Source organism: Streptomyces sp. NBC_00654 (assembly GCF_026341775.1).
Classification (GTDB): domain Bacteria; phylum Actinomycetota; class Actinomycetes; order Streptomycetales; family Streptomycetaceae; genus Streptomyces.
The window spans coordinates 3,379,336-3,404,929 of the sequence record NZ_JAPEOB010000001.1 but is presented as its reverse complement, the minus strand read 5'-3'; the positions used below and the strand labels follow the sequence as shown (position 1 = coordinate 3,404,929).

Here is a 25,594-nt window from a genome sequence, read left to right as displayed (position 1 = left end):
GAGGGAGGCAGCATGTCCGGTCAGACCGGCCGCACGTCGCTGACCGGCGGCGAGGCGATCGTCCGCGCGCTGGCGGCACACGACGTGACGCAGGCGTTCGGCATCCCCGGCACACACAACCTGGAGATCTACCGGCATCTCGGGCCGTACGGCATCGGCCATGTCGCGCCCCGCCACGAACAGGGCGCGGGATACGCGGCCGACGCGTACGCGCGGGTCACCGGGCGGCCCGGGGTGGCGATCACCACCACGGGTCCGGCCCTGCTCAATATCGCCGCGGCGGTCGGCCAGGCCTACTCCGACAGCGTTCCGCTGCTGGTCGTGTCGCCCGGCATGCCACTGCGTCACCCCCGGCAGGCGACCGGTCTGCTGCACGAGATGCGCAGCCAGACCGAGGCCCTGCGGGGAGTCGCCGCGTTCAGCCACCGGGTGTCCTCGGTCGAGGAGATCGGCTCCGCCGTGGCGCGGGCGTTCACCCTGATGCGCCACGAGCGCCCGCGCCCCGTCCACATCGAGGTGCCGCTCGACCTGCTGGAGGCCGTGGAGCCGGCCGGACCGGTCCGGCTCGCCCCACCGATGGCCCGGCCGGGCGCGGGCGGACACGCGGTGCGCGACGCGGCGCGGGTCCTGCGGTCGGCCGAGCGGCCCGCACTGGTGCTCGGCGGCGGCGCCCGGCACGCGGCGGCCGGGTGTCTGGCCCTCGCCGAACGGCTCGGCGCCCCCGTCGTCACCACGGCCAACGGCAAGGGCATCGTCGACGAGACGCACCGGCTGGCGCTGGGGGTGTCCCTGCACAGCCCCTCCGTCCAGCGGTGGCTGACCGGCTGCGACGCGGTGCTCGCCATCGGCACGGAGCTGGCCGAGTCCGACCTCTGGTCCGCGCCGCCCGCCCTCTCCGGGACGCTGATCCGGATCGATCTCGACCCGGCGCAGATGTACACGGGACCGCCCGCCCAGCACCCGCTGACCGGCGATGCCCGCAGCACCGTCGCGGCGTTGCTGGAGGTGCTCGCGGAACCGTCGGACGGGGATTCCGGGGCCGCGGACCGTGCCGGCAGGGACGTCCGGCCGCCGGACCCCGCCGGCCCGGTGGCGGCGCTGCGCGCGGGGCGGGACGCGGAGACGGCGGACCGCGACGCCCGATGGCTGCCGTATCTCCGCGCCGTACGCGAGGTGCTCGCCCCGGACGCGGTCCTCACCTCCGACAGCGCCCAGTGCTGCTACTACGGCGCGCTGCCGCATCTCCCGGTCGGCCCCGGGGGGCGCTTCCTGCACCCGACCGGCTTCGGCACGCTCGGGTACGCGCTGCCCGCCGCCATCGGGGCGAAGACCGCCTGCCCGCAGCGCCAGGTCGTGGCACTGAGCGGTGACGGCGGCCTGCAGTTCTCCGTGCAGGAGCTGGCCACCGCGGCGCAGCTGGGGCTGCCGTTGCCCGTCGTCGTCTTCGACAACGGCGGCTACGGCGAGATCCGCGACGGAATGGCGGCCCGCGGCGACCACCCGGTCGCCGTCGACCTGCCCCCCGTCGACCTGCCCGCACTGGCCCGTGCCTACGGCGGCCGCGGCAGCCACGCCGACTCCCCCGCGGCCCTCGCCCGCGCTCTTTCCCTGGCCCTGGCCACCCCTGGGCCCACCCTGATCACCGTGACCGAGGAGCCTGTCCGATGAGCGCACCGACGGCGTCGACCCCTTCCGCCGTACCCCTCGCACCTGCCGCACCGCATCCTCAGGACCCCCTGATCTCCCTCACCTGGACGGACCACGTCACCGGCCGCAACGGCTATCTGGTCGTCGACCGGCTGGTGCGCGGCGTCTCCAGCGGCGGACTGCGGATGCGCGAGGGCTGCACCCGGGCGGAGGTCGCGGGACTGGCCCGCGGCATGACGATGAAGGAGGCGCTGCACTACGACGCCGCCGACACCCGGGCCCGCTACATCCCGCTGGGCGGCGCCAAGGGCGGCATCGACTGCGACCCGCGCGACCCGGCGGCGTACGGCGTCCTCGTCCGCTACCTGCGGGCCGTGCGCCCCTACATCGAGAACGTCTGGACGACCGGTGAGGACCTCGGACTCACCCAGGACCTCGTCGACCGGGCGGCGGCGGAGGCCGGGCTCGTCTCCTCCATCCAGGCGGTCTACCCGCTCCTGGACGACGAGACGGCGGCCCGGCAACGGCTGGCCGCCGCCTTCGCGGTCACCGTGGACGGGATCGGACTCGACGAACTGGTGGGAGGGTGCGGCGTCGCGGAGTCGGCACTCGCCGCGCTGGACCGCGCGGGCGTTCCGTACGAGAACACCCGGGTGTCCGTCCAGGGGCTCGGCACCATGGGCGGAGCCACGGCGCGCTTTCTCGCGCGGGCCGGCCTGAAGGTCGTCGCCGTCGCCGATGTGAAGGGCACGATCGCCAACCCGGAGGGTCTGGACATCGAGGCACTCCTCATGGCGCGGGACGCCCATGGGACGGTGGACCGCGGCGTTCTGCGCGAAGGCGACCTGGAGCTGCCGCGCGACGCCTGGCTGACGGTGGAAGCGGAGGTGCTGGTCCCGGCCGCCGTCTCGTACGCCGTCGACGCGACGAACCAGGCCGGCATCACGGCGCGCTGGGTCGTGGAGGCCGCGAACATGCCGGTGCTCGCGGAGGCCGAGGAACTGCTGACGGCGCGGGGGATCACAGTGCTGCCCGATGTCGTGGTCAACTCCGGGACGAACGCCTGGTGGTGGTGGACCCTGTTCGGGGACATCGGCCCCGACGCCGGCCAGGCCTTCGCGCACACCCGTCGCGCGATGCGGGACCTGATCGACCGGATGCTGGCCCGCGCGGACGCCGACGGCTCCACACCCAGGGCCGCGGCACACGCCATCGTCGCAGAGCGCCTGCCGCTGATGGCGGAGCGGTTCGGCTGGTACCGGTAGGCCGGGGCCGGAAACCGACCGTCAGCCGTCCTTCCCCTACAACCAGGGGACCACCCAGGGATGTTGTGTCATTCCCAGGGTGGAGAGAGGTGCGCCTCGACGAGGGATCCGCGGGCGTGGCCGGTTCCTGAAGGATCTTTCCTGTCCGAACACATGACCGGAAGGATCGAATTTCGTGCGCAGACGACGTCTCGTGCCCCTGTTAGCCGTGAGCGTCACGGCAACGCTGGCTCCCGCGCTCGCCACCTCGACGGCCACGGCCGCTCCGGCCGGCACCCCGTCGGCCGTCTCCTCGCCCGCCGCTTCCTCGGCCGCCGCCTCCTCGCCCGCCGCCCGGAGCGCGCTGGACCGGTATGCGAAGCAGAAGCCGCGGTGGAAGCGGTGCGAAGCCGACTCCCCTGCGGAGTTCGAGTGCGCCACGATCAAGGTCCCGCTGGACTACCGGGTTCCCGGGGGCGAGCGGATCGACATGGCCATATCGCGGATCAGGAGCACCACGCCCGGCAAGCGGCACGGTGTCCTGCTCTCCAACCCCGGCGGCCCCGGGGGGCCGGGGCTCTCCATGCCGCTGGGGATGAAGGAGGGTCTGCCCGAATCCACCCGGCAGAAGTACGACCTCATCGGCTTCGACCCGCGCGGGGTGGGGCGGAGCAGCCCGGTCTCCTGCGGCCTGGAGCCGGAGGAGGAGAACTGGCTGCGGCCGTACAAGGAGGAGACGTTCGACAAGGACGTCGCCTGGGCGCGCACCGTCGCGGACAAGTGCAGGAAGAACGCGGGCGACACGCTCCCCCACATCACCACGCGCAACACCGCCCGCGACATGGATCTGCTCCGGGCGGTCCTCGGTGAGAAGAAGATCTCGTACCTGGGGTACTCGTACGGCACCTACCTGGGCGCCGTCTACACCCAGCTCTTCCCGGGCCGGGCCGACCGGTTCGTGCTGGACAGCGCGGTCGATCCGGCGCGCGCCTGGCGAGGGATGATCCAGTGGTGGGCCGAGGGCGCCGAGCCCGCGTTCGACCGGTGGACCGAGTGGGCCGCCGGGCGTTCGGCGAAGTACGGCCTCGGCGACACCCCGAAGGAGGTCGACCGGACCCTCTGGGACCTGGTGGCACAGGCCGACGAGACGCCCATCGAGGTGGAGGGGCAGCCGCTCACCGGCGATGACATCCGCAGCGGTATGCGGGTGGCGGTCTTCACCCCGGAATACGCCACCGAGGGGGTCGTGGAGCTGAAGAAGGCGGCGGCGGGCAGGACCGCCTCCGTGAAGAAGCTCGCTCCGTTCGCGGGATCCGCAGGGACCGGGACGGCGGACGCCGCCGATGCCGCCGAGGCGCCGTCCGACAACATGTCGGCGAGCTTCTGGGCCGTGGTGTGCGGCGACAACTCGGCGGCGTGGTCCCGCGATTCCGAGAGCTACCGCCGGGACGCCATCGAGGACAAGGGCCGGTATCCGCTCTACGGTGACTTCGCGTCCAGCATCAAGCCCTGCGCGTTCTGGGACAAGTCCGTGGAACCGGCGACCGAGGTGAACAACAAGGTGGGTTCCCTGATCGTCCAGAACGAGTGGGACTCGCAGACCCCGCTGCCCAGCGGTCAGGCCCTGCACGCCGACCTGAAGGGTTCCAGCATGCTCACCGTCCTCGGCGGCGAGGGCCATGCCGTCTACCCGAACGGCAACGCGTGCACGGACGGCACGGTCGCCCGCTACCTGCTCACCGGCAGGCTCCCGGCGAAAGACGTGACCTGCGAGGCGACGGCCGGCCAGAACGCGGAGGCACGCGAGAACCGGACGCGGGACGTGCTCCCCGGCTCTCCGCTCCCCCTGCGTGCCCCGGACCGGTTCTGAGCCCGGAAGCGGCCCGTCGGCGCATGTGACCGTCGCCCGGGACCGTTGACGCACCGTCGCCGCACGGCCGTTGGCGCATGACCCGTTGGAACAATGGGGCGGGACCTCCTGGCGGGGTCCCGCCCCCTCGTACGTCATCGGCGCCGCAGGGCGCGGACGGCGGCAGGTGCCGCCGCCCGCGCCCGGATCAAAAACTCAGCTCCGGGCGGGTGTACCGCTCGATGTGACGTGGGCCGTGCCGTCGGCGTCCAGCCAGGCGATACCGTCGCCGAACTTGTCCACGTCGTAGTTCTTCCAGCCTGGTACGGCGGGCAGGTCCGTGAGCGTCCGGGGCGCGGCGGCGGTGCCGGTGCGGAAGTCGGTGAGCCGCAGCTCGCCGGCGGCCGTGTCGTGGTTGACGAGGAACCCGTCCCCGAGCTTTCCGCGCTTGGGCAGACTGATGCCGTCACCGGTCTTCAGGTCGTACACGCCGAAGGGGGTCGACAGGTCGCCGGTCGTGTCCTGGCCCAGGCAGTCCCAGTACACCCAGCGCCCGACGACCCGGAGGTCACGGATCACGCACGGGGCGCCGACCGTGTACGGGGTGACGGCGCCGGAGACCAGGTCGCGGGCCTCGATCCGTCCCGCGGTGCCGTCGGTGGTCCACAGCGTGGTCCCCTGGAGCGCGGCGGCCGGGGTCTTCAGCTGCTGAACCACGGCGCCGCCGTCGGCCGCTTCGAAGTCGACGACCATCCGCTCGTCGCCGCCTCCGTAGACCGCGTACCTCCCGGCGGCGTCACGCAGACCGCGGCCGGAGGTCGGCGGCATGACGCGGTCGAAGGGGACGACCTCGGTGCGTGTACCCGTCGCCGAGGCGCGGACGAGGACATCCCGCTGGGTGGCTTCGTCGTACCGGACGTGGACGACGGAGCCGTCGCCCGCGCCCAGCGGCTGGCCGTAGTTGTCGCCGAGAGGGGCGGTGGTGACTTCGGAGCGTTCCCCGGCCGACGGCGTTCCCGTCAGGGTCACCTTCCGCGTCTGGTAGGAGGGCCGCGGTGCGCTGTCCTCCTCCTTGGTGACCAACTGGCCGCCGGCCAGCGCGATGCCGCGCAGTACGGCGGGTGCGGCGGGCACCTCGGAGAGCGTACGCAGCGTCGGGCGGCCGTCCGACGCGGTCTCGATACGGCGCACCGCCCAGTCACCGGCGTCCGCGCCGCCGACCGTCACCGCTCCGCCGCCGGGGATCTGGGCGAGGCCGGGCTGGGCCGAGGCCAGCAGGGTCAGCGGTGTGCCGCCGGCGATCGGGGTCGCTCTGAGCGGGCCTCCCCGACGTGCGGGAGGGTTCTGCTCGGTGGGGGTCTGCGGCCGGTAGGCGGTGAGGAGCCAGTCCCCGGCCAGTCCGACGACGGGGGTGCCTTCGCCGGAGGACGGTACGGCGACCGCGGTCTGTGTCCCGGCCGGGTCGTCACGGCGGATCACCCGTGCCTGGCTCATGCCCTGCTGGTACCAGGCGATGTGGGTGGGAGAGACGGCGGCCTGGATGGACCAGGACTCGTCGACGACCACATGGGTGGGGACGGCGGTGAGCGTGCCGCTGGTCAGGTCGAGGATGCCGAGGGTGTGCCCGCGGGTGAACTTCACGACGGCCAGCTGCCCGTCCCCGGCGGCGACCGGGTACCGGTCGAATCGCAGTCCTGACGGTGGGTCGACCGGGGTGTCGGTGGTCGTGCCGTCCTGGAGCCGGAGAATGTGCAGCTTGTCCACCTGCCACACCTCGTTGTACGAGAACGTCAGTACCGTCCGCCCGAAGGAAGCCACGGTGTACTGACCGTCCGGCACGGTGAGCGGCGTCGATTCCCCGGTCGCCGGGTCGCGCAGCTGCACCACGCCGCTCGCGCCGACGGGCACGGGAAGGATGTCCGTACCGGCTCCGTAGTAGCCCTGCTGGCCGGGCAGTTGACCGGTGAAGCCCTCGACGGTCCGCTCCGACCCGTCGTATCCGCGCCACTGGTACGGAGCGGTGGATCCGTCGTCCGTCTCCCGCCGGTGGAGATAGCCGGTGTCCCCGGCGGCGTACAGCACGTCCTGCACGGGCGTGTACCTGTCCGGTGCGCTCACCACGACCTCCGCGGCCTCGGCTCCCTTGGCGTGGGCCACCGGGGAGACCGCGGCGACAGGCACGGCGGCAAGAGCCAGGACGAGGGCGAGACGACGCGCAATATCGGGCACATGTTCGAATTTCGTGTTCATGTACAGCCCAGCGTCGGCCGGGACGAAACCATCACACCGGTCGCGGCGGGCTCCTCGACGAGGGCGGAATTCCTGCGGCCGCCCCGCACCCCTGAAGCGTCCCGCCGGACCTGCTCGTCCCTCGTCCCTCGTCCCACCCGTCCACGCGTCCGCTCGTCCCTCGTCCCTCGTCCCACCCGTCCACGCGTCCGCTCGTCCCTCGTCCCGCCCGTCCACGCGTCCGCTCGTCCCTCGTCCCACCTGTCCGCCCGTCCGCTCGTCCCGCCTCAGCGATCGGCGGGGCCGGCACGGGCGGCGCCCGAGGCCTTCGGTGCCGGCTCACGCCCGGCTCCCGGCCCCGGTTCGCGCTTCGGGCCCGTCCGCGCACCGCTGCCGGCGCCCGCTTTCCCCTCCGTGCCGTCGGCCGCCCGGCGGAGCAGCGCCTCACAGTGGCCCGCCACCTCCGACGCGCCTCCGGCGGTCTTCTCCAGACGCTCCAGGGCGGTCGGGTCTCCGGCCCTTCCGATGCCGCGCGACCGCTCGTACACCTGGCAGAGCGCCGTGTCGCCCGGTGCCCGCGCCGCGCCGTCCGGTGCCTGCCCCGGTCCACCGGCGCGGCGTCCGGAGTCGGTCGGTCCGGTCGGCCCCGGACCCGTGGCGCCGGTGCGGGGCGGGGGCGTACCCGGGCGAGGTGATTCCGGACCGGCGGACGAGGGGGCCGACGCGCTGTGTGCGGGCCGGACGGGGGCCCGGCCGCCGGGTCCCCCGTCGCCGAACGGCGTCGGCAGCGCGCCCGAACCGGCGGCCAGCGCGGCCCCGCCGAGCGTCACCGCGACGGCGAAGCCGCCGATCGCCGCACGCACCGGAATTCCACCGCGTCGCCCCTGCGCGGGCCGCCAGTCGTCGCGCCCGCGTCTGCGCCACGGCGGCACCGTCCCGTCCGGCCACTGGCCGCGCGCCTCCCGGAAGGCGGCGAGTGCCCGCTGTTCCGCATCCCGCCCGGCCTCTTCCGCACTCCGGGCGGCTGCCCCCGCCCCGTCCGGCCCGGGTGGCACCGATGCCCCGGACCCGTGCCGCGGTTCCTGTGTCATGCCTCGTCTCCCCGCCCGCTCCGCCGCCCGCGCGACGCACCCAGCACTCTGTTACCGGTCAACTGCTCGCCGAGTCTCTTCAGTCCCCGGTACGCGGACGTGCGGACGGCACCGACCCGCTTGCCGAGCACGCGCGCCGTCGCGGGGCCGTCGAGTCCGACGACGACTCGCAGCAGGACCGCCTCCGCCTGCTCCCTCGGCAGGGTGGCGATGAGTTCCAGCGCCTCCTGTGTGGAGAGGGTCTCCAAGGCGGACGCGGCGGTGTCGTGACCGCCCGGCAGTTCGAGCATGTCCTGTTCCAGCAGGGCGGTTCCGGGGCGCCGTTTCTGCTTGCGCAGATGATCCAGCGCCTGGTTCCGCGCGATCGTCGCGGTCCAGCCGCGAAACCCCGCGCCGTCTCCCCGGAACCGCCAGAGATCGCGGGCGATCTCCAGCCAGGCGTCGGAGGCCACGTCCTCGGCGTCATCGCCGACCATTCCCCGCAGATAGCCGAGCAGACCGGGATGGGTCAGCCGGTAGGCCGCTGCGAACGCTTCCTCGTCTCCCTGCTGGGCCCGCTCAACGGCCGCCCCGAGCTCGGCGTCGTACACCTGCCCGCGGCGCTGTTCCTCGACCTTGGCCACACGTTCCTCTTCGTACCGATCGCCTCGCCGGCGCATGCCGACGCGACACAATTCGCCCCGTCCGCCCGCCCCGGGGCCGACGTCCCTCGCCTACCTCTGCGTGGCGGCACACAGAAACGTCACAGCGAGGACCTGGTGTTTTTACGGATCAGGCCTGCGACAGGGGCGTCCGAGCGCCCCTGCGGCCCATGGCGGAAGCGTGGAACCGGCCTTCGCCGCCTCCGCCGCCTCCGCGCCGGTCCCGCACCGGACGCGTGATGCCACGCTCCCGGAGGGGCGAAGAGGCTTCCGGAGGCCGGCGACGAGCCGAACCTCGCTTTCCGGACACGGTCCGGGCATTGGTTAGGGTGGCCGCGTGGCAAGAGTGCGGTTGGGCGTGGCGGAGCGGCGTGAGGAATTGCTGCGCGCCGCGGTCGAACAGATCCAGGTGCGCGGGGTCTCCTCCGTACGGATCGCCGATGTGGCCTCCGTACTGGGGGTGAGCAACGCGCTGGTGCTCTACCACTTCTCGACCAAGGAGAAACTGGTCGCCGCCGCCTTCGCGTACGCGGCCGAGGCCGACCTCGCCCATCTGCGCAAGCTGCTGGCCCGCCGCACCAGCGCGGTGCGGCGCCTGCGGGCGGCCGTCCGCTGGTACGCGCCGACCGGCCAGGCCAAGGGCTGGCGTCTGTGGATCGAGGGCTGGGCGGCCTCCCTGCGCGAGCCGGCGCTGCGCGAGGTGGCGGGCGAGCTCGACCAGCGGTGGAAGGCCGAGCTGGCCGCGGTCATCGAAGAGGGCGCCGCCGCCGGTGAGTTCCACTGCGACGACCCGGAGTCGGTCGCCTGGCGTCTGACCGCCCTGCTCGACGGCCTGGCCGTGCAGATGACGTCGTACGCGGGTCCGCTCTCCCGGACCACGATGCTGCGGTGGACCGATGAGGCACTCGCCCGCGAACTGGGCATCGACCACGCGACCCTGACGGCCTGACGCCTCTCCCCCGCCTCTCCCGTCTCTCCCTCGCTTCTCCCCCGCTTCTCCCGCGCCTTTCCCTCCACTGCCCCGGCACGGCCCGGGGCGTCCCGGATCAGGTCTGGCGCACCGGCGCGTAGGCCGCGCCGTCGATTCCGAAGGTCCACGCGACTCCGTCCTTCGCCGTCCGCGTCGACGGCGGTACCCGCAGCCAGTAGGTGCGGTGCGTGCCGTCCGGTTCGGGAGTGGAGTTGACCACCTCGACCATCACCACGTCCTCGTCCCCGTCCAGCGCGATCCGCCAGAGGATGCCCGTCTCGTCGCGGTGGACCGGTTCGGCGCGGGATTCGGTGAGGTAGCGGTCGTAGCCGTAGTACTCCAGCATCACGCGGCGCAGTTCCGCGTTCTCCTCGGCGCGTATCCGCTCCGGGGTCAGGGCCGGCAGTTCCGCCAGGAATTCGGCGGGAACCGGCATCCCCCGCCACGCGTACAGCGCGAAGCCGTCCGCGTAGCTGAGGGCCGGACCGTCCCCGTGGTCGAGTCGTCCCGCCTCGTCCCGGTGCAGCGCCTCGGGGCGCTCGCTGATCACCACGGCGTTCTCGTACGGCCACCACCAGCCAGCGTTGCGGGCGACCTCCGCGAGGCCGGTCAACCGCTCGCCGCGCCCGTCGAAGGCGGCGAGCCAGGCGGCGTCGTGCTGTCCGAGGACGGCGTCGAGCAGCAGCAGCCGGACACCGGACTCGTCCTCCGGCCGTGCGGCGAGGTCCGCGACGACACCCGTCCGTATCCGTTCGGCGAGGGCCGCCGTGGTCTCCCAGAGCTGGGCCCCGGTGGCGGACCAGAGCGCGGACCAGCCCGCGGGGCCCAACTCGTCGTACATCCGGCGGCGTTCCTCGGCCCAGGGCCGGGTGCGGATGTCATCGCGGACCGAACGGCCGGCGTCGGCCAGCTTCTCCACCACGCCGACCGCCGCGCGCGGCGAGTCGGCCCAGATGATCCGTCCCGGCTCGGCGAGGCCCGCGCTGCGGTAGGCGAGCCGCACGCCCTCCTCCGCCGCGGCCCGGTCCGCCCTGCCCGTCGCCGCCGCCACGGTCCGCCAAGAGTTCACATGCTGCATCGGTTGTCCCGTCCCCTGTTTCTCGTGTCTCGTATCTCGTCCGTGGAATCGCGGAAATCGCGTTCCCGGCAGCGGAGCCGGTGTCCGGCCCCCGGTCCGCGGAGCCCGGTTCCCGGTGCTCGCTCGTCTGCCCGCGTCGTGCCGGCGCCTGCCGGTCCGGCGGAATCAGTCCGCGACGATGCGGATCGCCCCCGGCGCGTACTCCCGCTGGCGCACGACCCGGAACCAGCCCTTCGGCAGCGGGATCACCGCGTGCTCCTCGTGCACCACCCGGCCGCCCTCGGGGAGATGAAGGAGCATCGGGCCGAACGGACCGGCCTCCCGGATCAGCCGGCCGGGCCCCTGCACGGCGTGCGCGTGCCCGGTGACCTCGCCCAGGGCGAGCACCAGGCGCCCCCGCCCGTCGCGCAGTTCGCCCGACGCCTTGAGGAAGGGGGCGGGCACCGCCGACTCCTCCACCGCCATGATCAGTACATCGCCCTGCCGGTACACAGACGTCTCCCCTCGGTCGCGGCACCCGCTGTGCCGAACACGAGGAAAACGCTAAGGGCAGGGTCTGACAATCGACCGGCGGCGGCACCCCGGACAGGTCCCGGTCACCGCGTTGTCAGTGGGGCTTGATAGACCTTGCGGACAACAACCCGTTCCCAGCATCAGGAGCTCAGGGCCATGTCCGGTGTGGACCATCTCAGCGAGCTGTGCGGCCTTCCGGCCGTCGACTTCCAGCGTGACGCCTCCGAAGCACCCCGTCCGGCCGCCGACGCCGCCGCATGGCGGATCAGCGTCGATCCGTACGACGACGAGGACGCCGACCGGACCTGGGAGCAGGAGTTCGCGGCATTCCTGGACGCCGTCGATCCGGCCGGGGTGCGTGCTCTGATCATCGGCCAGTGGGGCGAGTCGTACGAGGAAACGTCCTCCGTGCCGATCGGCCTTGTCATCGCCGCGGCCGGCCGGCTGACCTCGCTGGAGGGGATCTTCGTCGGGGACCTGGTGCTGGAGGAGGCGGAGATCTCCTGGATCGAGCAGTCGGACGTCACCGCCCTGCTCACCGCGTTCCCCTCGCTGGTGGAGTTCGGGGTGCGCGGCGGCACCGACCTGGAGTTCCCGGCGACCAGGCACGAGCGGCTGCGCTCGCTCACCATCGAGGCGGGCGGTCTGCCCGTGCAGGTGGTACGGGGCGTGCTGGACAGCGAGCTGCCCGCGCTGGAGAAGCTCGACCTGTGGCTCGGGGTCTCGGCGTACGGCGGCGATGCCGACGTGGCGGACCTGGCGCCGCTGCTGTCCGGCACCCGCTTCCCCCGGCTGCACCATCTGGGCCTGCGCAACAGCGAGGTGGAGAACGAGATCGCGGCGGCCGTCGCCTCGGCCCCGGTCGTCGCCCGGCTGCGCACGCTGGACCTGTCGAACGGCACGCTCGGCGACGAGGGCGCCGCGGCGCTCCTGGAGGGCCAGCCGCTCACCCACCTCGAAGTGCTCGACCTGCACCACCACTTCCTCTCCGAGGCGATGGAACGCCGGATCACCGACTCGCTGGTGCCCCACGGGGTCCGGGTCGACCTCTCCGAGCGCAGCGAGCCCTGGGGCGACGGTGGCCCCGAGGGCCGTTACACCGCCGTGGCGGAGTGACCACGATGACCGACAGCGAGCTCTTCTTCGACCTGCGCGTCCATACGCTTCCGGAGCCGGGCGAGGGGGACCCCTCGGAGCTGCCGCCCGCGCACACGGTCGCCTGGCGGCTGGACTGCGGCTGGCAGGGTTCCCTGACGTTCCCCGTGCTGTGGCAGCACTTCCTGGACACGGTCGACACCGAGCAGGTACGGGCGCTGGTGATCGGCCCGTGGTGGCAGGGGAATTACACCGGCATCGAACCCGTGGTGGAGCTGATCGCCGGACACGCGGACCGCTTCCCCGCGCTGCGGGCCCTGTTCCTCGCGGATGTGGAGAGCGAGCAGTGCGAGATCTCCTGGCTGATGATGTCGGACATCACCCCGGTGCTCACCGCTTTTCCGCTCCTGGAGGAGCTGCTGGTGCGCGGCTGCGGGGAGACCGCGGGGGCGGCGGGGCTGCGGCTCTCTCCGGTGCGCCACGAGAGCCTGAGGTCCCTGTGCTTCGAGTCCGGTGGGCTGCCCGGCCATGTCGTGCGGGCGGTCACCTCCTCGGAACTCCCGGCTCTGGAGCGGCTGGAGATCTGGTTCGGGTCCACGTGGTACGGGGGCGACGCGACGGTCGAGGACCTGGGCCCGCTGCTGTCGGGCGGCACGTTCCCCCGGCTTCGCCATCTGGGGCTGCAGAACAGCGAGATCCAGGACGAGATCGCGGCGGCGGTCGCCTCGGCTCCCGTCGTGGCCCAGCTGAAGTCGCTGTCGCTCTCCATGGGCACCCTCGGCGACCTCGGCGGGGCGGCGCTCCTGGCCGGGCAGCCGCTGACCCATCTGTCCACGCTCGACCTGGATCACCACTACCTGAGCGACGAGGTGTTCGACCGCATCCGCGCGGCCTGCGCACCCGCCTCGGTCAGTGGCGAGGCGGAGTACGTGGATGAGGACGAAGAGGAACGGTATGTCGCGGTCAGCGAGTAGCCACGCGCCACGTCTCGCGGTCGTCGGCAATCCGGACAACCGGCGCGTCGCCTTCTTCCGGGAAGCCGTGCGCGCCGCCGGGCTGCCCGGCGTCCGTGTCGTGTCCTGGCTCCAGGTGCTGACCGGTGAGGTGACGTTCCGGCCGGGCGAGACCGTACGGATGGACTCGCCCGGTGAGGACGCCGAGGTGGAGCGGCTGCTGCGCGGGGTGGATGATCCCTCGCGCGTGGAGGGGACCTCACGCTGGTACGCGGCGTTCACCGAGGCCGTGCGGGAGGTGGCGCGGGCCGCTTCGGCGGCGGGCGCCACCCTGCTCGGCGATCCCGGGGACATCGCGGCGCTGTTCGACAAGCGGCTGTGTCATGCCGTGCTGGACGGCGCCGGAGTCGCCGTGCCTGCGTCACCGACGTCCGGTCCCGCCGCACCGGTCGTGCGGGGCTGGGAGGATGTGCGCGAGCTGATGGCGGCACGCGGCATGCCGCGGGTGTTCGTGAAGCTCGCCCACGGCTCGTCCGCCTCGGGGGTGCTGGCCGTGGAGACGGCCGGTCCCGGCCGGGTCCGGGCGAGCACCTCGGTGGAACGGGACGCGGAGGGGCGGCTGTTCAATTCGCTCCGGGTGCGGCGGTACGAGACGGAGCACGAGGTGGCCGCGATCGTCGACGCGCTCGCCCCGGACGGACTGCATGTCGAGCGCTGGCTGCCCAAGGCCTCCCAGCGGGGGCGGGCCGCGGATCTGCGGGTCGTGGTCGTCGCCGGCCGCGCGACGCACGCCGTCGTGCGGACCAGCCGGTCCCCGATGACGAATCTGCATCTCGGCGGCGTCCGGGGCGATCTGGACGAGGTCCGGGCCGCTGTCGCGGCGGCGGGCGGCAGCTGGCCGGAGGCGCTCGCGATGTGTGAGCGCGCCGCCGCCTGTTTCCCCCGGACGCTGTGCGTGGGCGTCGATCTGCTGCCGGCCACCGGCTGGCGGCGGTTCGCCATCGGCGAGGTCAACGCCTTCGGTGATCTGCTGCCCGGTCTGACCGGACTGCCGGGCAGCGGCGCCGAAGGACTGGACACCTATGCGGCGCAGGTCGCCGCCGTACTGGACAGAGCAAGGAACCACCGTGTCATCGCTGCCCCCTGACCCCGCCCGCCGCACCCCTGACGGCCACACCCCGGACACCGGTGCCCCGGACACCGGGGAACCCGCCATGAGCGGGATCGTCGGACGTCACGATCTGCTGCTCGTCACTCTCGACACCCTGCGCTACGACGTCGCCGTGGAGCTGGCCGCCGCCGGACGCATCCCGCATCTGGCCCGGCATCTGCCCGGTGGTGTCTGGGAGAAGCGGCATGCGCCGGGGAGTTTCACCTACGCCTCGCACCAGGCGATCTTCGCCGGGTTCCTGCCGACCCCCGCCTCCCCGGGGCCGCATCCGCGGCTGTTCGCGGCACGGTTCGCGGGCAGTGAGACGACGGCGGACGGCACCTTCGTCTTCGACACCCCCGACCTGGTGTCCGCCCTGGCCGCCGAGGGCTACCGCACGGTGTGCATCGGCGGCGTCGGCTTCTTCAACCGGCAGGGGCCGCTCGGATCGGTGCTGCCCGGCATGTTCCAGGAGAGCCACTGGGAGCCCGGCTTCGGTGTCGCCTCGCCCACCTCCTTCGAGGAGCAGGTGACCCGCGCCGAGGAGGTCGTGGCCGGACTCCCGCCGGAGCGGCGGCTCTTCCTGTTCGTCAATGTGTCGGCGCTGCACCAGCCCAACTGGTTCCACCGGCCGGGCGCCACCCACGAGGCGGGCGACTCCCGTGCCACGCACGCCGCCGCCCTGGAGTACGTCGACCGGCACATCGGCCGGCTCTTCGCCGCGGCGAGCAGCCGCCGCCGCTGCTTCGCGATCGTCTGCTCCGACCATGGCACGGCCTACGGGGACGACGGCTTCACCGGCCACCGGCTCGGCCACGAAGCCGTCTGGACGGTGCCGTACGCCCATTTCTTCCTTGAGCCCGGGGACGCATGATGACCAGCCCGACCCTGCCCGCCGTCAGGCCGTACGAGAGCTACGTCTACGCCTATCCGCACAAGACGGCCTACCGGCCGCTCACCGGCCGGCCCGCGCTGCGTGAGCTGTGGGCGGCGGAGCCCAAGGACGCGCTCTCCCTCTATCTCCACATACCGTTCTGCGAGGTCCGCTGCGGCTTCTGCAATCTCTTCACCCGGATCGGTGCGCCCGAGGAGCTGACCACGCGCTATCTCGACGCGCTGGACCGGCAGGCGACCGCCGTCCGGGACGCGCTGGGCGATCAGGAGCCGGTGCGGTTCGCCGCCGCCGCGTTCGGCGGCGGTACGCCGACCTTCCTGACCGCCGGCGAGCTGGAGCGGCTCTGCGACATCGCGGAGAAGCGGATGGGCGCCGACCTGCGCGCGGTGCCGCTGTCCGTGGAGACCTCGCCGTCGACCGCGACGGCGGACCGGCTGGCCGTGCTCGCCGACCGCGGCGCGACCAGGATCAGCATCGGTGTGCAGAGCTTCGTCGACGCCGAGGCCCGCGCGGCGGTCCGCCCGCAGCACCGCGCCGATGTGGAGGCGGCCCTCGGCCGGATCCGTGACGCCCGGGTGCCGGTCCTCAACATCGACCTGATCTACGGCATCGACGGGCAGACCGAGCGGAGCTGGCGCACCTCCCTGGACGCCGCGCTGGCCTGGCGCCCCGAGGAGCTCTACCTCTATCCGCTGTACGTACGCCCGCTGACCGGCCTCGGCCGTCTCGGGACGGCCGCGGACCCGGCGGCCGAGGAGCGTGCCGCGGACTCCTGGGACGAACAGCGGCTGCGGCTCTACCGGGCCGGACGCGACCATCTCCTGGCCCATGGCTACGAGCAGGTGTCGATGCGGATGTTCCGCCGTGCCGACGCCCCGGCGGAGGGCCCCGACGACTACGCCTGCCAGACCGACGGCATGATCGGTCTCGGCTGCGGAGCCCGCTCGTACACCGCGTCGCTTCACTACTCCTTCGACTACGCGGTGGAGATGCGGGAGATCCGCGGCATCATCGACGGGTTCACCGCGACCGAGGACTTCTCCCGGGCCGAGGTGGGCCGGTATGTGGACACCGACGAGGCGCGCAGGCGCCATCTCCTCCAGTCGCTGCTCCAGGCCGCGGGTCTGCGGCCCGAGGAGTACCGGCAGCGGTTCGGCACGGATCCGCGCGAGGACTTCCCGGCCGAGCTGGACCGCTTCGCGGCGCGCGGCTGGCTGGACGGGAGCGCCGGCGGGGATCTGCTGCGGCTCTCCCCCGAGGGGCTGGCCCACTCCGACGCGCTGGGCCCCGAGCTGTTCTCCCCCGCGGTACGGGCCGCGATGGCCGCGTACGAACGGAAGTGAGGCCCGCCATGGACCTGACGATTCTCTACCGGGGCCCGCTGGCCTCCTGCGACTACGACTGTCCGTACTGCCCGTTCGCCAAGCGGCGTGACAGCCGGGAACAGCTGACGGCGGACCGGGCGGCTCTGGAGCGGTTCACCGCGTGGGCCGCGGCGCAGACCGGCGACCGGCTGTCCGTCCTGTTCACACCGTGGGGCGAGGGTCTGGTGAGGTCCTGGTACCGGCGGGCGCTGGTCGAGCTGTCGCGGCTGCCGCACATCGCCCGGGTGGCCATCCAGACCAATCTGAGCGGCCGCACCGACTGGCTGGCCGGGGCCGATACGGACCGGGTCGCGCTGTGGTGCACGTACCACCCCGGTCAGACGCCGTACGAGCGTTTCCTCGGCAAGTGCCGGGAGCTCACCGCTCGCAAGGTGCGCTACAGCGTGGGTGTGGTCGGATTCGACGCCCATCTCGACGAGGCGCGGCGGCTGCGGGCGGCGCTGCCCGACGAGGTCTATCTCTGGGTCAACGCCGCCGAGGGGCACACCTACACGGACGAGGAGGCGGACCGCTGGACGGCGCTGGACCCGCTGTTCCCGTACAGCAGGCATCCGCACCGGTCGGCCGGGCTGCCCTGTCGCACGGGAGAGTCGGTCATCTCCGTGGACGGTGACGGCACGGTGCGGCGGTGTCACTTCGTCCGCGCGGAGCTGGGCAGTCTCTACGACGGCAGCTACCGCCGGGCGCTCGGTCCGCGGGGCTGCCCGCTCGATGTGTGCGACTGCCACATCGGCTATGTGCATCTGGAGACGCTGCCGCTGTACGACGTGTTCGCGGGCGGTGTGCTGGAGCGGATACCGGCTCCGGGCGACCTGGCCACGCCGCCGGCCGGGCTCGTGGTGCCGAGCCCGGCCCGGCGTGCTCTTCCCCTGACGGTCCTGCGCGACGCGCCCTGAGGACGGTCCCGTCAGAGGGGAAGCAGATCGGGGCGCTTGGCCTCGGCGTGGTCGCCGGAGGACTCGCCGCGCAGCCGCCGCCCGATCCACGGGACCAGGTATTCGCGCGCCCAGTGGATGTCGTCGCGCCGTTCCTCGAAGGTGCCGCGCTGTGCCTGCGGCGGCCAGGCCTGATCCGGATCGGCGGGCACGTCCACACCGAGCACCTGTGCCGCGCGCAGTGCGACGCGGGTGTGGCCCTCGGGCGACAGGTGCAGCCGGTCGTCGTCCCAGGCGCGCCTGTCCTGCACCGAGCGGAGCGACCACAGGTCCAGGACGGGGCAGTGGTAGCGGTCGGCGATGGACCGCAGATGGACGTTGTACGTCGCGATCTTCCCGCGCATGTGCCGCAGCACCGGCACGCCGCGGGTGTCGAACCCGGTGGTGATCATGACGGTGCCGACCGCGTTGCTCAGATCGGCGACCGCGCGCTCGAAGCGCTCGGCCAGATCGTCGGGGTCGGTGCCCGGCCTGATGATGTCGTTGCCGCCCGCACAGAAGCTGACCAGCTCGGGGGCCAGCTCCTTGGCGCGGGGGACCTGTTCCTCGACTATCTGGTCGAGGAGGCGTCCGCGTACGGCGAGATTGGCGTACCGGAAATTCCCGTGCGCGGATTCCTCCGGGCTCGTCGCGGTGTCGGGGACCGGGAGCCGGTCCGCCAGCAGGACCGCGAACCGGTCCGCCCAGCCGACGAAGGTCCCGTCGGGGCCGGGGTCTCCGACTCCTTCGGTGAAACTGTCGCCAATCGCCGCGTACGACCCGATGATGCCTGGTTGATTGTTTCTCGAATCGTCTGCCACAAGCGCATATCCTGCACCGTCGAATGTGACCTACGCGACCGTAATACGGGGTTGACGGGTGGTGAGATAGACCACCCGGTCAGTTTTTGGTAAAGCCGGAATAAGAACAGGGACGGTGCGCCGAAGCGCACCGTCCCTGATCATGTCCGGTCGTCACCGCTCCATCAGATGGAGACGCCGTGCTGGCGCAGGTACGCGACCGGGTCGACGTCCGAGCCGTAGCTCGGGCCGGTGCGGACCTCGAAGTGGAGGTGCGGGCCGGTCGAGTTGCCGGTGGAGCCGGAGAGGCCGATCTGCTGGCCGCCGGTGACGGCCTGGCCCACGGAGACGCTGAGCGAGGACTGGTGGGCGTACTGGGAGTACATGCCGTCGGCGTGCTTGATGACGACCTCGTTGCCGTACGAACCGCTCCAGCCGGCCGAGACCACGGTGCCCGGGCCGATGGCGCGGACGACGGTGCCCGACGCGGCCTGGAAGTCCGAGCCGGTGTGGTAACCGCTGGACCAGCTGGCGCCGGAGGCGCGGTACTGGGTGGTGACGTTGGCGTTGGCCACCGGGGTCGTCCAGCCGGAGCTGTTGCTCTGGGAGGCGCTGGTGTTCGTGGAGGTGGTGGACTTTCCGGCCCCGGAGGACGGGGCCGAGGAGTCCGCGGACGAGGCGGTCTTCGGGGCCGGCTGCGCCTTCGGGGCGGCCGGGGCGGCCTTCGGAGCGGCCTTCTCCGGCTCCGCCTTCGACGGGGCCGGCGCGGACTGCGCGGCGTCGGCGGGACCGGACGCCTTGGCGCCGAGGGTCAGCTTCATGCCGGGGAAGATCAGGCTCGGGTTCTCGCCGACGACCTCGCGGTTGTCCTGGTACAGCTTCTGCCAGCCGCCCTTGAGCTTGTGCTCGGCGGCGATCTTCGAGAGGTAGTCGCCGGAGACGACGGAGTAGGTCTTCGAGGCGCCGGGGGCCGCGGCCGCGGCACCCGGGGCGGTGTGCGCGGCGGCGACCGAGGCGGCGGCGGGCTTGGCCGCGGGCGCGGCCTTCTCCGCGGCGTGCGCTCCGGTGGCACCGATCAGCGGGAGGGCGAGGACGGCGCCGCCGGTCCCTGCGGCGAGGACACCGCGGGCGATCGGGCCGGTCTTCGTACGACGGTGCTTACCCATTGCGGGCATGGGGGAATTCCTCTCCGGCGCCTACGAGGTGAGCTGTCGGGTTCGGGCTGGAGATGCCCGGTCGCTCTCGGCGACTTCACCCCGAGCCGGTCCGGATCTCTCCGGGCCGGCGGCTTACCTGGGTCCCCCGCTCCTGCCACACGAGTGTGGGTGGGTACGAATTCCGGGCGGCGGCAGGATTAGGCGATCCGTCCGGATTGACGGTGACCGTAAACGAGTCAGGACGACAGGAACAAGCCATCGGTTGCCTGCCGGAATCCCCGATTCAATTTCGGTCCGGAATTCCCGTCACACTCCGTGGATTACGGATCTTGGCATTCCGCGCGGCGCCCGGATCACCTCCGGGCGCCGCCACCACACACCGTCACGGATATGATCCCGCTCACCAGCGGGCCACCATCTCCCCCACAAACAGGGCACGTTCCCTCAAATGCCCCATTCCGGACATGTCATGGTCACCGCTTCTGACGCAACCTCAGCACCCGGGCGTCCAGGTCGCCGCTCAGCCCGGTGTGCAGCCCGTGATGCAGCAGCACCGATCCCTGGTATTCCGCTCCGGTGTCCTGACAGACGTACGTCGCCGAGGCGTCCAGGCCGCGCAGCCGCAGGGCCGGCGGCCGCTGGCCGAACCGCTGTGCCTCCAGCCACATCAGCACCACGGCCTCCTCGCCCAGGACGTAGCTCACCGCGCTCAGCCCGCCGCGCGGCGCCGCGAGCCGGTGGAGGGCCCCGTGCTGCACCACCGGGCGGATCTCCTTGTAGAGGGACACCCAGTCCCGCGCCTCGGCCAGCTCCTCCGGGCTCCACTCGGTGAGGTCGCCGCCGACCCCGAGCACCCCGGCCATCGCGCTGACGAAGCGGAACCGCAGCGAACTCATCCGGTTGTTCAGCTGGACGTTCGGGCTGTCGGTGACCCAGGCCGCCATCACCCGCGCCGGATGGATCTGCCCGAAGCCCTCCTGGATGGCGAGCCGGTCCAGCGGGTCGGTGTTGTCGGAGGTCCACACCTGATCGGTCCGGGAGAGCACGCCCAGGTCGACCCGGCCCCCGCCCCCCGAGCAGGACTCGAAGGCCACGCCCGGGTGCGCGGCGCGCAGCCGGTCGAGCAGCGCGTACAGCGCGTCCACGTGCGCGATCCAGAGCTTCTGCGGGTACTCCTCGCCCGGCCAGCCCGCCTCGGTGAAGCAGCGGTTGAAGTCCCACTTCACATAGTCGATCGGAGCACTGGAGAGCAGCGCGTCGAGCTGCTCCCACAGGTATTCCTGTACGTCCGGCCGGGCGAGGTTGAGCACCAGCTGATGGCGGAACTCGGTCCGCGTACGGCCGGGGACGTGCTGCACCCAGTCCGGGTGGGCCCGGTAGAGATCGCTGTCGGGGTTGACCATCTCCGGCTCGACCCAGATCCCGAACCGCATGCCGAGTCCGCGCACCTCGTCGGCGAGCGGCCGCAGCCCGCCGGGGAAGCGGTCGGGGTTCGGTGTCCAGTCACCGAGCCCGGCCCGGTCGCTGGTGCGCTGCCCGAACCAGGCGTCGTCCACCACGAACAGCTCGACACCCATCTCCGCCGCGCGCACGGCGAGCGCACGCTGCTGTTCCATGGAGATGTCGAAGCCGGTCGCCTCCCAGGAGTTGTAGAGCACCGGCCGCGGCGTGCCGGCGTCCGGGATCACATGGGCCAGCTGCCAGGCGTGCCAGGCCCGGCTCGCCCCGCCGAAGCCGTCCGGGCTCCACAGGCCGGCGAAGACGGGTGTGGTGTAGGACTCCCCCGGCGCGAGCCGCAGCAGGCCGGACTCGTCGTAGCCCGCGCCCCCGTTGATCTGCACGAGACCGTCGGGCAGCTGATGCACGGCGATCCGCCAGGAACCGGACCAGCCCAGGGCGCAGCCGTACACCTCTCCGTGTTCCTCGGTCGCGGCACCGTCCGCGTCCAGGGCCACCCATGGCAGATGCTGGTGTCCGGTGTGCCCGCGGCGGCTGGAGAGGATCTTCTCGCCGTACGTGAGTTCCGACCGCACCAGCCGGGACTCCGCCGCCCAGCTGCCGTGCAGCTGGCTCAGCCGCCAGTTCTCCCGGGCCGGCAGCGTCCAGGTCGCCGCGTCGGCGCGCAGCAGCTCCAGGGGCGGGCCGTCCGGGCCGGCGTGGGCGACGGTGGTCCAGCGCTCGATCACATCGGAGTCGTCGCGCATCCGGTAGTGCAGGGTCAGCGCGAGGCGGTGCACGGCGTCCGTGAAGCCCAGCCGGAGTTCGTCACCGTCCGTCTCGGCGCCCCCGAACGCCCACTCGGTCCCCCTGACCTCGTCGGTCCGTACGGAGAGCGCCGGGCGGACGAACCGGGGACCGCCCTCGACCGGGTACTCCTCATGGCCGTCGAGCGGAGAATCGAAGCCGGGGCAGGGCGGGAAGGGCTCGGCGGCCAGCGCCTCGGCCGCGGCCATCGTGAGGCGCGGCCCCCAGTGCAGGTGCAGCAGCTCATCGCGGTCGGTGAGGTGGAGCGCGTAGCTGCCGGTCGCGCCACTGAGCACCCAGGTACGGCCCGTGTCACCAGTCTCGATCATCATTTCCCTCACGTTCGAACAGTTCCGCACATCATCGACCACGGTGACGGTGCGGGGCAATGCCCGTGCGGGTTTGTGTGGCGAGCTGTGCGCCTCGTCCGAGATGATTGCCTGAGGAATCGATGTCGTATCGTCACGAGCGTGCCCTCGTCGGCGAGCAGCGCCGACGCCAGACACCCCAGGAGCCGCCGTGACTCAGCAGGTGCCGCAGGTCCCGCCGACAGAATCCGAGCTGACCGGAGTCCGTAATTTCCGTGATGTGGGAGGGCTCCCCACCACGGACGGACGCCGCGTGGCGTTCGGGCGGCTCTACCGCAGCGGCCACCTGGCACACGCCACGGAGCAGGACACGGCGGTCCTCGGCAGGCTCGGCCTGCACACGGTCTTCGACTTCCGCAACGACGCCGACCGGAAGCTCGACGGCCACGACGTGGAGCTGGCGGGGGTGCGCAATGTCAGCATCCCCCTCTCCGACCCGGCCGACGGCGCCGAGTTCTGGCGGCTGGTCCGGGACGGCGACATCGCCCAGCTGCGCTCGATCCTCTCGGGCAGCAAGGGCACGGACCGGATGATCACCTCGTACCGGTCGATCATCCGGGACCGCACCGCCGAGCACAGCCGGGTACTGCACGCCCTGGCCGAGGACAGCGTCCCCGCCCTGATGCACTGCGCCGCGGGCAAGGACCGGGCCGGTCTCTCGATAGCCGTGTCGCTGCTCGCCGTGGGAGTGGAACGGGAGGCCATCGAGGCCGACTACCTCAAGTCCAACGACGCGCACCGCCGCTACCGGGTGCGGCGCTCGGACACCTCGGAGACCGGGATGTCCCCGGAGGTCCTCGAACTGCTGAACCCGCTCTTCGGCGCGCACGCCGCATACCTCGCCGCGGCCTTCAGCACCATCGAGGAGATCTGGGGAACCACGGACCGCTACCTCACCGAGGGACTGGGCCTTGCCCCGGAGACACGGGAGCGGCTGCGCGAGCGGCTGCTGGACGAAGCCTAAAGGCTGGTCACTTGTTGCCGCCCGCCACGGCGAACAGCAGGTACAGGAAGCCGGCGATGACGTGTCCTGCCACCAGGTAGGCGAAAAGCCGGATCACGACCCCGCGCGGCATCTTCCGCTCCTGCGGGTCGTAGTTCTTGGGCCGCTGCGGGGTCAGGGGGTCGTAGTTCTCGGAATCGGACATGACAGTCCTCTCTGCCGGCCGCACGGCCGGTGAAGCGAAGGGTTCGACGGGGGCGCGGTGACCGGGCGGGGCCCGGTCAGCGCCGGTGGATCCCGCTGCCGAGACACAGTTCGGCGGCGGGGCTCTGCATCAGCGAGTGAACGAAGAGCAGCTCCGCGCCGCCGCGGTCGAGCGCCGCGATCCGGTGCGGGGTGAGCGAATCGAAGTGCGCGCTGTCGCCGGGGGCGAGGTCGTGCACCGTCTCCCCCAGGATCACCCGCAGCGTTCCGTCGAGGACGTACAGCCATTCCTCACCGGGGTGGACCCGCACGAGATCGCTCTGCGCGCCGTAGGGGACCCTGACGCGCAGCGCCTGCATGGCCCGGCCGGAGCCGCCCGCCTGCCGGTACATCCAGCCGTCGGCCTCGGCGCCCTCGAAGCGGCCGCCGCGGACGATCGCGTCACGTTCGGGGGGTGTCTCGCCGAGCAGCTCGGAAACCGTCGTACCGTAGATACGGGCGAGCCCGAGCAGCATGGGCAGCGAGGGCTGCCTGCGGCCGGTTTCGAGCCGGGACAGATGGGCCGGGGAAAGCCCGGCCCGCTGGGCGGCGGTCTCCAGGGTGAGACCGCGTCCGCGGCGCAGTTCGCGCAGGCGGGGTGCGACGCCGGGGAGCTCGTCGGCCACCCCTCCGTCAGGAGGATTCATGCCTCCATTGGGCCAGGATCTTTCCTCGGAGGCAAATTTCTTACCTCCGAGGCAAAACATCCCCGGGGGCCCTGACGCCACCCGTCCAGTGCCCGCTCAACGGCTGGTCAGCGGCTGGTCAACGGTTGGCGACGGCCTGCTTCACCAGGGTCCGCCCGAAGTCCCACATCAGCCCCCCGCCGCTGTGCGCGTCGTCCATGACGTCGGTGAACGCGGTCACGAAGCGCTCCACCTCCGGCTCCCCGACGACCAGCGGCGGAATCAGCTTGATCACTTCCAGATGGTCGCCGGAGACCTGGGTGAGGATGCGGTGCTTGCGCAGCAGCGGCACCACCACCATCTGCGCGAAGAGCCCTTTGCGGGCCGCCTGGAGCATGGTCCAGCGGCTGCGGAGCTTCAGCGAGGACGGACGGCCGAACTCGATGCCGATCATCAGCCCGCGCCCGCGCACCTCGTGCAGCAGCTCGTAGCGGTCGACGAGGGCGGCCAGCCGCTCCCGCAGCAGGTCACCGGTACGCCGGGCGTTCGCGACCGTCTCCTCGTCCTCCATCACCGCGAGCACGGCCAGTCCCGCCGCCATCGCCTGGGCGTTGGAGCCGAAGCTCGCGGAGTGGACGAGGACCCGGTCCATCGACGAGTAGACGCGCTTGAAGATCCAGTCCTTGCCGAGGGTCGCCCCGACCGGCACATAGCCGCCGGAGAGCGCCTTGGCGACACAGATGAGATCGGGTTCGACGCCCTCCTCGTGCTGGTACGCGTAGAAGTCGCCGGTCCTGCCGAGCCCGGTCTGCACCTCGTCGGCGATGAGGAGCGCCTTGTGCTTGTGCAGCAGTTCCTGTGCGGCCCGCAGAAAGCCCGGCGGCGCGGCGTGCACGCCCTTGCCCTGGACGGGCTCCACGATCAGCGCCGCCACATCGCCGCGCCTCAGCTCGCGCCGCAGGGCGTCGAGGTCGCCGAGCTCGATCGCGGTGTCGGGAAGCAGGGGGGCGAAGCCGTCCCGGAAGCCGTTCTCGCCGTTGACCGAGAGCGAACCGGTGGTGAGGCCGTGGAAGGCGTGGGTGCAGTAGAGCACCCTGGGCCTGCCGGTGGCGTAGCGGGCGAACTTCAGCGCCGTCTCGATCGCTTCCGTACCGCTGTTGCCGAAGAAGACGCGGTCCAGGTGCGGGCTGTGGGTGAGCAGCTTCTCGGCGAGGAGGCCCGGCAGCGGCTGACAGTCGAAGCGGGTGAGGTCGGCCAGCGACGCGTCCAGCACGTCGTGCAGCGCCTTGCGGACGACGGGATGGTGCCGGCCGAGGCCCATGACCCCGAATCCGGCGAGCATGTCGAGGTAGTCGTTGCCCTCGGAGTCCCAGAAGTACGCGCCCTCGGCCCGCTCGTAGACCTTGTCGAAGCCGATGGTGTGCAGCATGCGCGGAAGCTGGTGGTTGAGATGCCGCGCATGGAGTTCGTATCGTTCGGCGCCGCGTTCCGCGAGGAGCCGCGCCAGGTCGAAGCCCGTGGGTCCGCCGTCCTTCATCGCCCGTTCCTCTCCTTCGGCA

22 protein-coding genes and 1 riboswitch are annotated in these 25,594 nt (G+C 72.1%); of the genes, 11 read left to right on the top strand and 11 right to left on the bottom strand.

Features of this window, described 5'->3' with window-relative positions; all coding sequences use genetic code 11:
- The first annotated feature begins 12 nt into the window (after positions 1-12).
- The 3 genes from OHA98_RS14555 (at position 13) to OHA98_RS14545 (ending at position 4,761) form a co-directional block, all read left to right on the top strand.
- Positions 13-1,668 carry a thiamine pyrophosphate-binding protein gene (locus tag OHA98_RS14555; protein WP_266925902.1) on the top strand — a complete coding sequence of 552 codons (1,656 nt, stop codon included), beginning with the start codon at positions 13-15 and terminating at the stop codon, positions 1,666-1,668.
- The gene (locus OHA98_RS14550) at positions 1,665-2,912 is read left to right on the top strand and encodes a Glu/Leu/Phe/Val dehydrogenase dimerization domain-containing protein (RefSeq protein ID WP_266925900.1); all 1,248 of its coding nucleotides are present in this window, start codon (positions 1,665-1,667) and stop codon (positions 2,910-2,912) included. The genes OHA98_RS14555 and OHA98_RS14550 overlap by 4 nt, the downstream gene beginning before the upstream one ends.
- A gap of 175 nt (positions 2,913-3,087) precedes the next feature.
- A complete protein-coding gene (locus OHA98_RS14545; RefSeq protein ID WP_266925898.1) occupies positions 3,088-4,761 on the top strand; it encodes an alpha/beta hydrolase in 1,674 nt (557 codons plus the stop codon).
- A 195-nt stretch (positions 4,762-4,956) separates the two neighbouring features.
- On the opposite strand, the gene OHA98_RS14540 is transcribed toward OHA98_RS14545, so the two are convergent.
- From OHA98_RS14540 to OHA98_RS14530, 3 genes are all read right to left on the bottom strand, one after another.
- Complete coding sequence (locus tag OHA98_RS14540) at positions 4,957-6,990, bottom strand: hypothetical protein (RefSeq protein WP_266925896.1); 2,034 nt, start codon at positions 6,988-6,990, stop codon at positions 4,957-4,959.
- Positions 6,991-7,256: 266 nt separating this feature from the next.
- Positions 7,257-8,060, bottom strand: a complete 804-nt coding sequence (locus OHA98_RS14535) for a hypothetical protein (RefSeq protein ID WP_266925894.1) — start codon at positions 8,058-8,060, stop codon at positions 7,257-7,259.
- On the bottom strand, positions 8,057-8,683 hold the full coding sequence (locus OHA98_RS14530; protein ID WP_266925892.1) for an RNA polymerase sigma factor: 627 nt from the start codon (positions 8,681-8,683) through the stop codon (positions 8,057-8,059). The genes OHA98_RS14535 and OHA98_RS14530 overlap by 4 nt, the downstream gene beginning before the upstream one ends.
- A 355-nt stretch (positions 8,684-9,038) precedes the next feature.
- Between OHA98_RS14530 and OHA98_RS14525 the strand changes: the two genes are divergently transcribed.
- Entirely contained in the window at positions 9,039-9,650 is a 612-nt protein-coding gene (locus OHA98_RS14525; protein ID WP_266925890.1) for a TetR/AcrR family transcriptional regulator, read from the top strand.
- 97 nt (positions 9,651-9,747) lie between these two features.
- On the opposite strand, the gene OHA98_RS14520 is transcribed toward OHA98_RS14525, so the two are convergent.
- Both OHA98_RS14520 and OHA98_RS14515 read right to left on the bottom strand, forming a co-directional pair.
- On the bottom strand, positions 9,748-10,749 hold the full coding sequence (locus OHA98_RS14520) for a DUF6745 domain-containing protein (protein WP_266925888.1): 1,002 nt from the start codon (positions 10,747-10,749) through the stop codon (positions 9,748-9,750).
- 165 nt (positions 10,750-10,914) lie between these two features.
- The gene (locus tag OHA98_RS14515) at positions 10,915-11,241 is read right to left on the bottom strand and encodes a hypothetical protein (protein WP_266925886.1); all 327 of its coding nucleotides are present in this window, start codon (positions 11,239-11,241) and stop codon (positions 10,915-10,917) included.
- 177 nt (positions 11,242-11,418) lie between these two features.
- Between OHA98_RS14515 and OHA98_RS14510 the strand changes: the two genes are divergently transcribed.
- From OHA98_RS14510 to OHA98_RS14485, 6 genes are all read left to right on the top strand, one after another.
- Entirely contained in the window at positions 11,419-12,378 is a 960-nt protein-coding gene (locus OHA98_RS14510; protein WP_266925884.1) for an STM4015 family protein, read from the top strand.
- A 5-nt stretch (positions 12,379-12,383) separates the two neighbouring features.
- A complete protein-coding gene (locus tag OHA98_RS14505) occupies positions 12,384-13,331 on the top strand; it encodes an STM4015 family protein (RefSeq protein ID WP_266925882.1) in 948 nt (315 codons plus the stop codon).
- The gene (locus tag OHA98_RS14500) at positions 13,312-14,457 is read left to right on the top strand and encodes an STM4014 family protein (RefSeq protein WP_266925880.1); all 1,146 of its coding nucleotides are present in this window, start codon (positions 13,312-13,314) and stop codon (positions 14,455-14,457) included. The genes OHA98_RS14505 and OHA98_RS14500 overlap by 20 nt, the downstream gene beginning before the upstream one ends.
- Before the next feature lie 67 nt (positions 14,458-14,524).
- Positions 14,525-15,334 (top strand): STM4013/SEN3800 family hydrolase, encoded by an 810-nt coding sequence (locus tag OHA98_RS14495; RefSeq protein ID WP_266927916.1) that lies wholly within the window; start codon positions 14,525-14,527, stop codon positions 15,332-15,334.
- Positions 15,334-16,698, top strand: a complete 1,365-nt coding sequence (locus OHA98_RS14490; protein ID WP_266925878.1) for an STM4012 family radical SAM protein — start codon at positions 15,334-15,336, stop codon at positions 16,696-16,698. Before OHA98_RS14495 ends, OHA98_RS14490 begins: the two co-directional genes overlap by 1 nt.
- Before the next feature lie 8 nt (positions 16,699-16,706).
- On the top strand, positions 16,707-17,636 hold the full coding sequence (locus OHA98_RS14485) for an STM4011 family radical SAM protein (RefSeq protein WP_266925876.1): 930 nt from the start codon (positions 16,707-16,709) through the stop codon (positions 17,634-17,636).
- Between the two features lie 11 nt (positions 17,637-17,647).
- On the opposite strand, the gene OHA98_RS14480 is transcribed toward OHA98_RS14485, so the two are convergent.
- The 3 genes from OHA98_RS14480 to OHA98_RS14470 all read right to left on the bottom strand — a co-directional run bounded on the left by OHA98_RS14480 (position 17,648) and on the right by OHA98_RS14470 (position 22,184).
- Positions 17,648-18,475, bottom strand: coding sequence for an SGNH/GDSL hydrolase family protein (locus OHA98_RS14480; RefSeq protein ID WP_266925875.1), 828 nt, complete (start codon positions 18,473-18,475; stop codon positions 17,648-17,650).
- 164 nt (positions 18,476-18,639) lie between these two features.
- Positions 18,640-19,629 (bottom strand): LysM peptidoglycan-binding domain-containing M23 family metallopeptidase, encoded by a 990-nt coding sequence (locus OHA98_RS14475; RefSeq protein WP_266925873.1) that lies wholly within the window; start codon positions 19,627-19,629, stop codon positions 18,640-18,642.
- A 5-nt stretch (positions 19,630-19,634) separates the two neighbouring features.
- Positions 19,635-19,792: riboswitch (cyclic di-AMP (ydaO/yuaA leader) on the bottom strand.
- 292 nt (positions 19,793-20,084) lie between these two features.
- Positions 20,085-22,184 carry an alpha-galactosidase gene (locus OHA98_RS14470; RefSeq protein ID WP_266927915.1) on the bottom strand — a complete coding sequence of 700 codons (2,100 nt, stop codon included), beginning with the start codon at positions 22,182-22,184 and terminating at the stop codon, positions 20,085-20,087.
- Between the two features lie 190 nt (positions 22,185-22,374).
- On the opposite strand from OHA98_RS14470, the gene OHA98_RS14465 reads away from it, so the two are divergent.
- Complete coding sequence (locus OHA98_RS14465) at positions 22,375-23,187, top strand: tyrosine-protein phosphatase (RefSeq protein ID WP_266925871.1); 813 nt, start codon at positions 22,375-22,377, stop codon at positions 23,185-23,187.
- Between the two features lie 7 nt (positions 23,188-23,194).
- Here the strand turns inward: OHA98_RS14465 and OHA98_RS14460 are convergent, their stop codons facing one another.
- The 3 genes from OHA98_RS14460 to OHA98_RS14450 all read right to left on the bottom strand — a co-directional run bounded on the left by OHA98_RS14460 (position 23,195) and on the right by OHA98_RS14450 (position 25,572).
- Positions 23,195-23,371, bottom strand: a complete 177-nt coding sequence (locus tag OHA98_RS14460; RefSeq protein ID WP_266925869.1) for a DUF6126 family protein — start codon at positions 23,369-23,371, stop codon at positions 23,195-23,197.
- 76 nt (positions 23,372-23,447) lie between these two features.
- Positions 23,448-24,056, bottom strand: a complete 609-nt coding sequence (locus OHA98_RS14455) for a helix-turn-helix domain-containing protein (RefSeq protein ID WP_266925867.1) — start codon at positions 24,054-24,056, stop codon at positions 23,448-23,450.
- A 118-nt stretch (positions 24,057-24,174) separates the two neighbouring features.
- Positions 24,175-25,572, bottom strand: a complete 1,398-nt coding sequence (locus tag OHA98_RS14450; RefSeq protein ID WP_266925866.1) for an aspartate aminotransferase family protein — start codon at positions 25,570-25,572, stop codon at positions 24,175-24,177.
- Positions 25,573-25,594 lie beyond the last annotated feature (22 nt).

Coding starts and splice junctions, on each gene's coding strand:
- OHA98_RS14550 (WP_266925900.1), top strand. CDS start 1,665: ATGAGCGCACCGACGGCGTCGACCCCTTCCGCCGTACCCCTCGCACCT.
- OHA98_RS14520 (WP_266925888.1), bottom strand. CDS start 10,749: ATGCAGCATGTGAACTCTTGGCGGACCGTGGCGGCGGCGACGGGCAGG.
- OHA98_RS14505 (WP_266925882.1), top strand. CDS start 12,384: ATGACCGACAGCGAGCTCTTCTTCGACCTGCGCGTCCATACGCTTCCG.
- OHA98_RS14455 (WP_266925867.1), bottom strand. CDS start 24,056: ATGAATCCTCCTGACGGAGGGGTGGCCGACGAGCTCCCCGGCGTCGCA.
- OHA98_RS14510 (WP_266925884.1), top strand. CDS start 11,419: ATGTCCGGTGTGGACCATCTCAGCGAGCTGTGCGGCCTTCCGGCCGTC.
- OHA98_RS14555 (WP_266925902.1), top strand. CDS start 13: ATGTCCGGTCAGACCGGCCGCACGTCGCTGACCGGCGGCGAGGCGATC.
- OHA98_RS14540 (WP_266925896.1), bottom strand. CDS start 6,990: ATGAACACGAAATTCGAACATGTGCCCGATATTGCGCGTCGTCTCGCC.
- OHA98_RS14485 (WP_266925876.1), top strand. CDS start 16,707: ATGGACCTGACGATTCTCTACCGGGGCCCGCTGGCCTCCTGCGACTAC.
- OHA98_RS14535 (WP_266925894.1), bottom strand. CDS start 8,060: ATGACACAGGAACCGCGGCACGGGTCCGGGGCATCGGTGCCACCCGGG.
- OHA98_RS14475 (WP_266925873.1), bottom strand. CDS start 19,629: ATGCCCGCAATGGGTAAGCACCGTCGTACGAAGACCGGCCCGATCGCC.
- OHA98_RS14470 (WP_266927915.1), bottom strand. CDS start 22,184: ATGATCGAGACTGGTGACACGGGCCGTACCTGGGTGCTCAGTGGCGCG.
- OHA98_RS14490 (WP_266925878.1), top strand. CDS start 15,334: ATGACCAGCCCGACCCTGCCCGCCGTCAGGCCGTACGAGAGCTACGTC.
- OHA98_RS14495 (WP_266927916.1), top strand. CDS start 14,525: ATGAGCGGGATCGTCGGACGTCACGATCTGCTGCTCGTCACTCTCGAC.
- OHA98_RS14460 (WP_266925869.1), bottom strand. CDS start 23,371: ATGTCCGATTCCGAGAACTACGACCCCCTGACCCCGCAGCGGCCCAAG.
- OHA98_RS14500 (WP_266925880.1), top strand. CDS start 13,312: ATGTCGCGGTCAGCGAGTAGCCACGCGCCACGTCTCGCGGTCGTCGGC.
- OHA98_RS14450 (WP_266925866.1), bottom strand. CDS start 25,572: ATGAAGGACGGCGGACCCACGGGCTTCGACCTGGCGCGGCTCCTCGCG.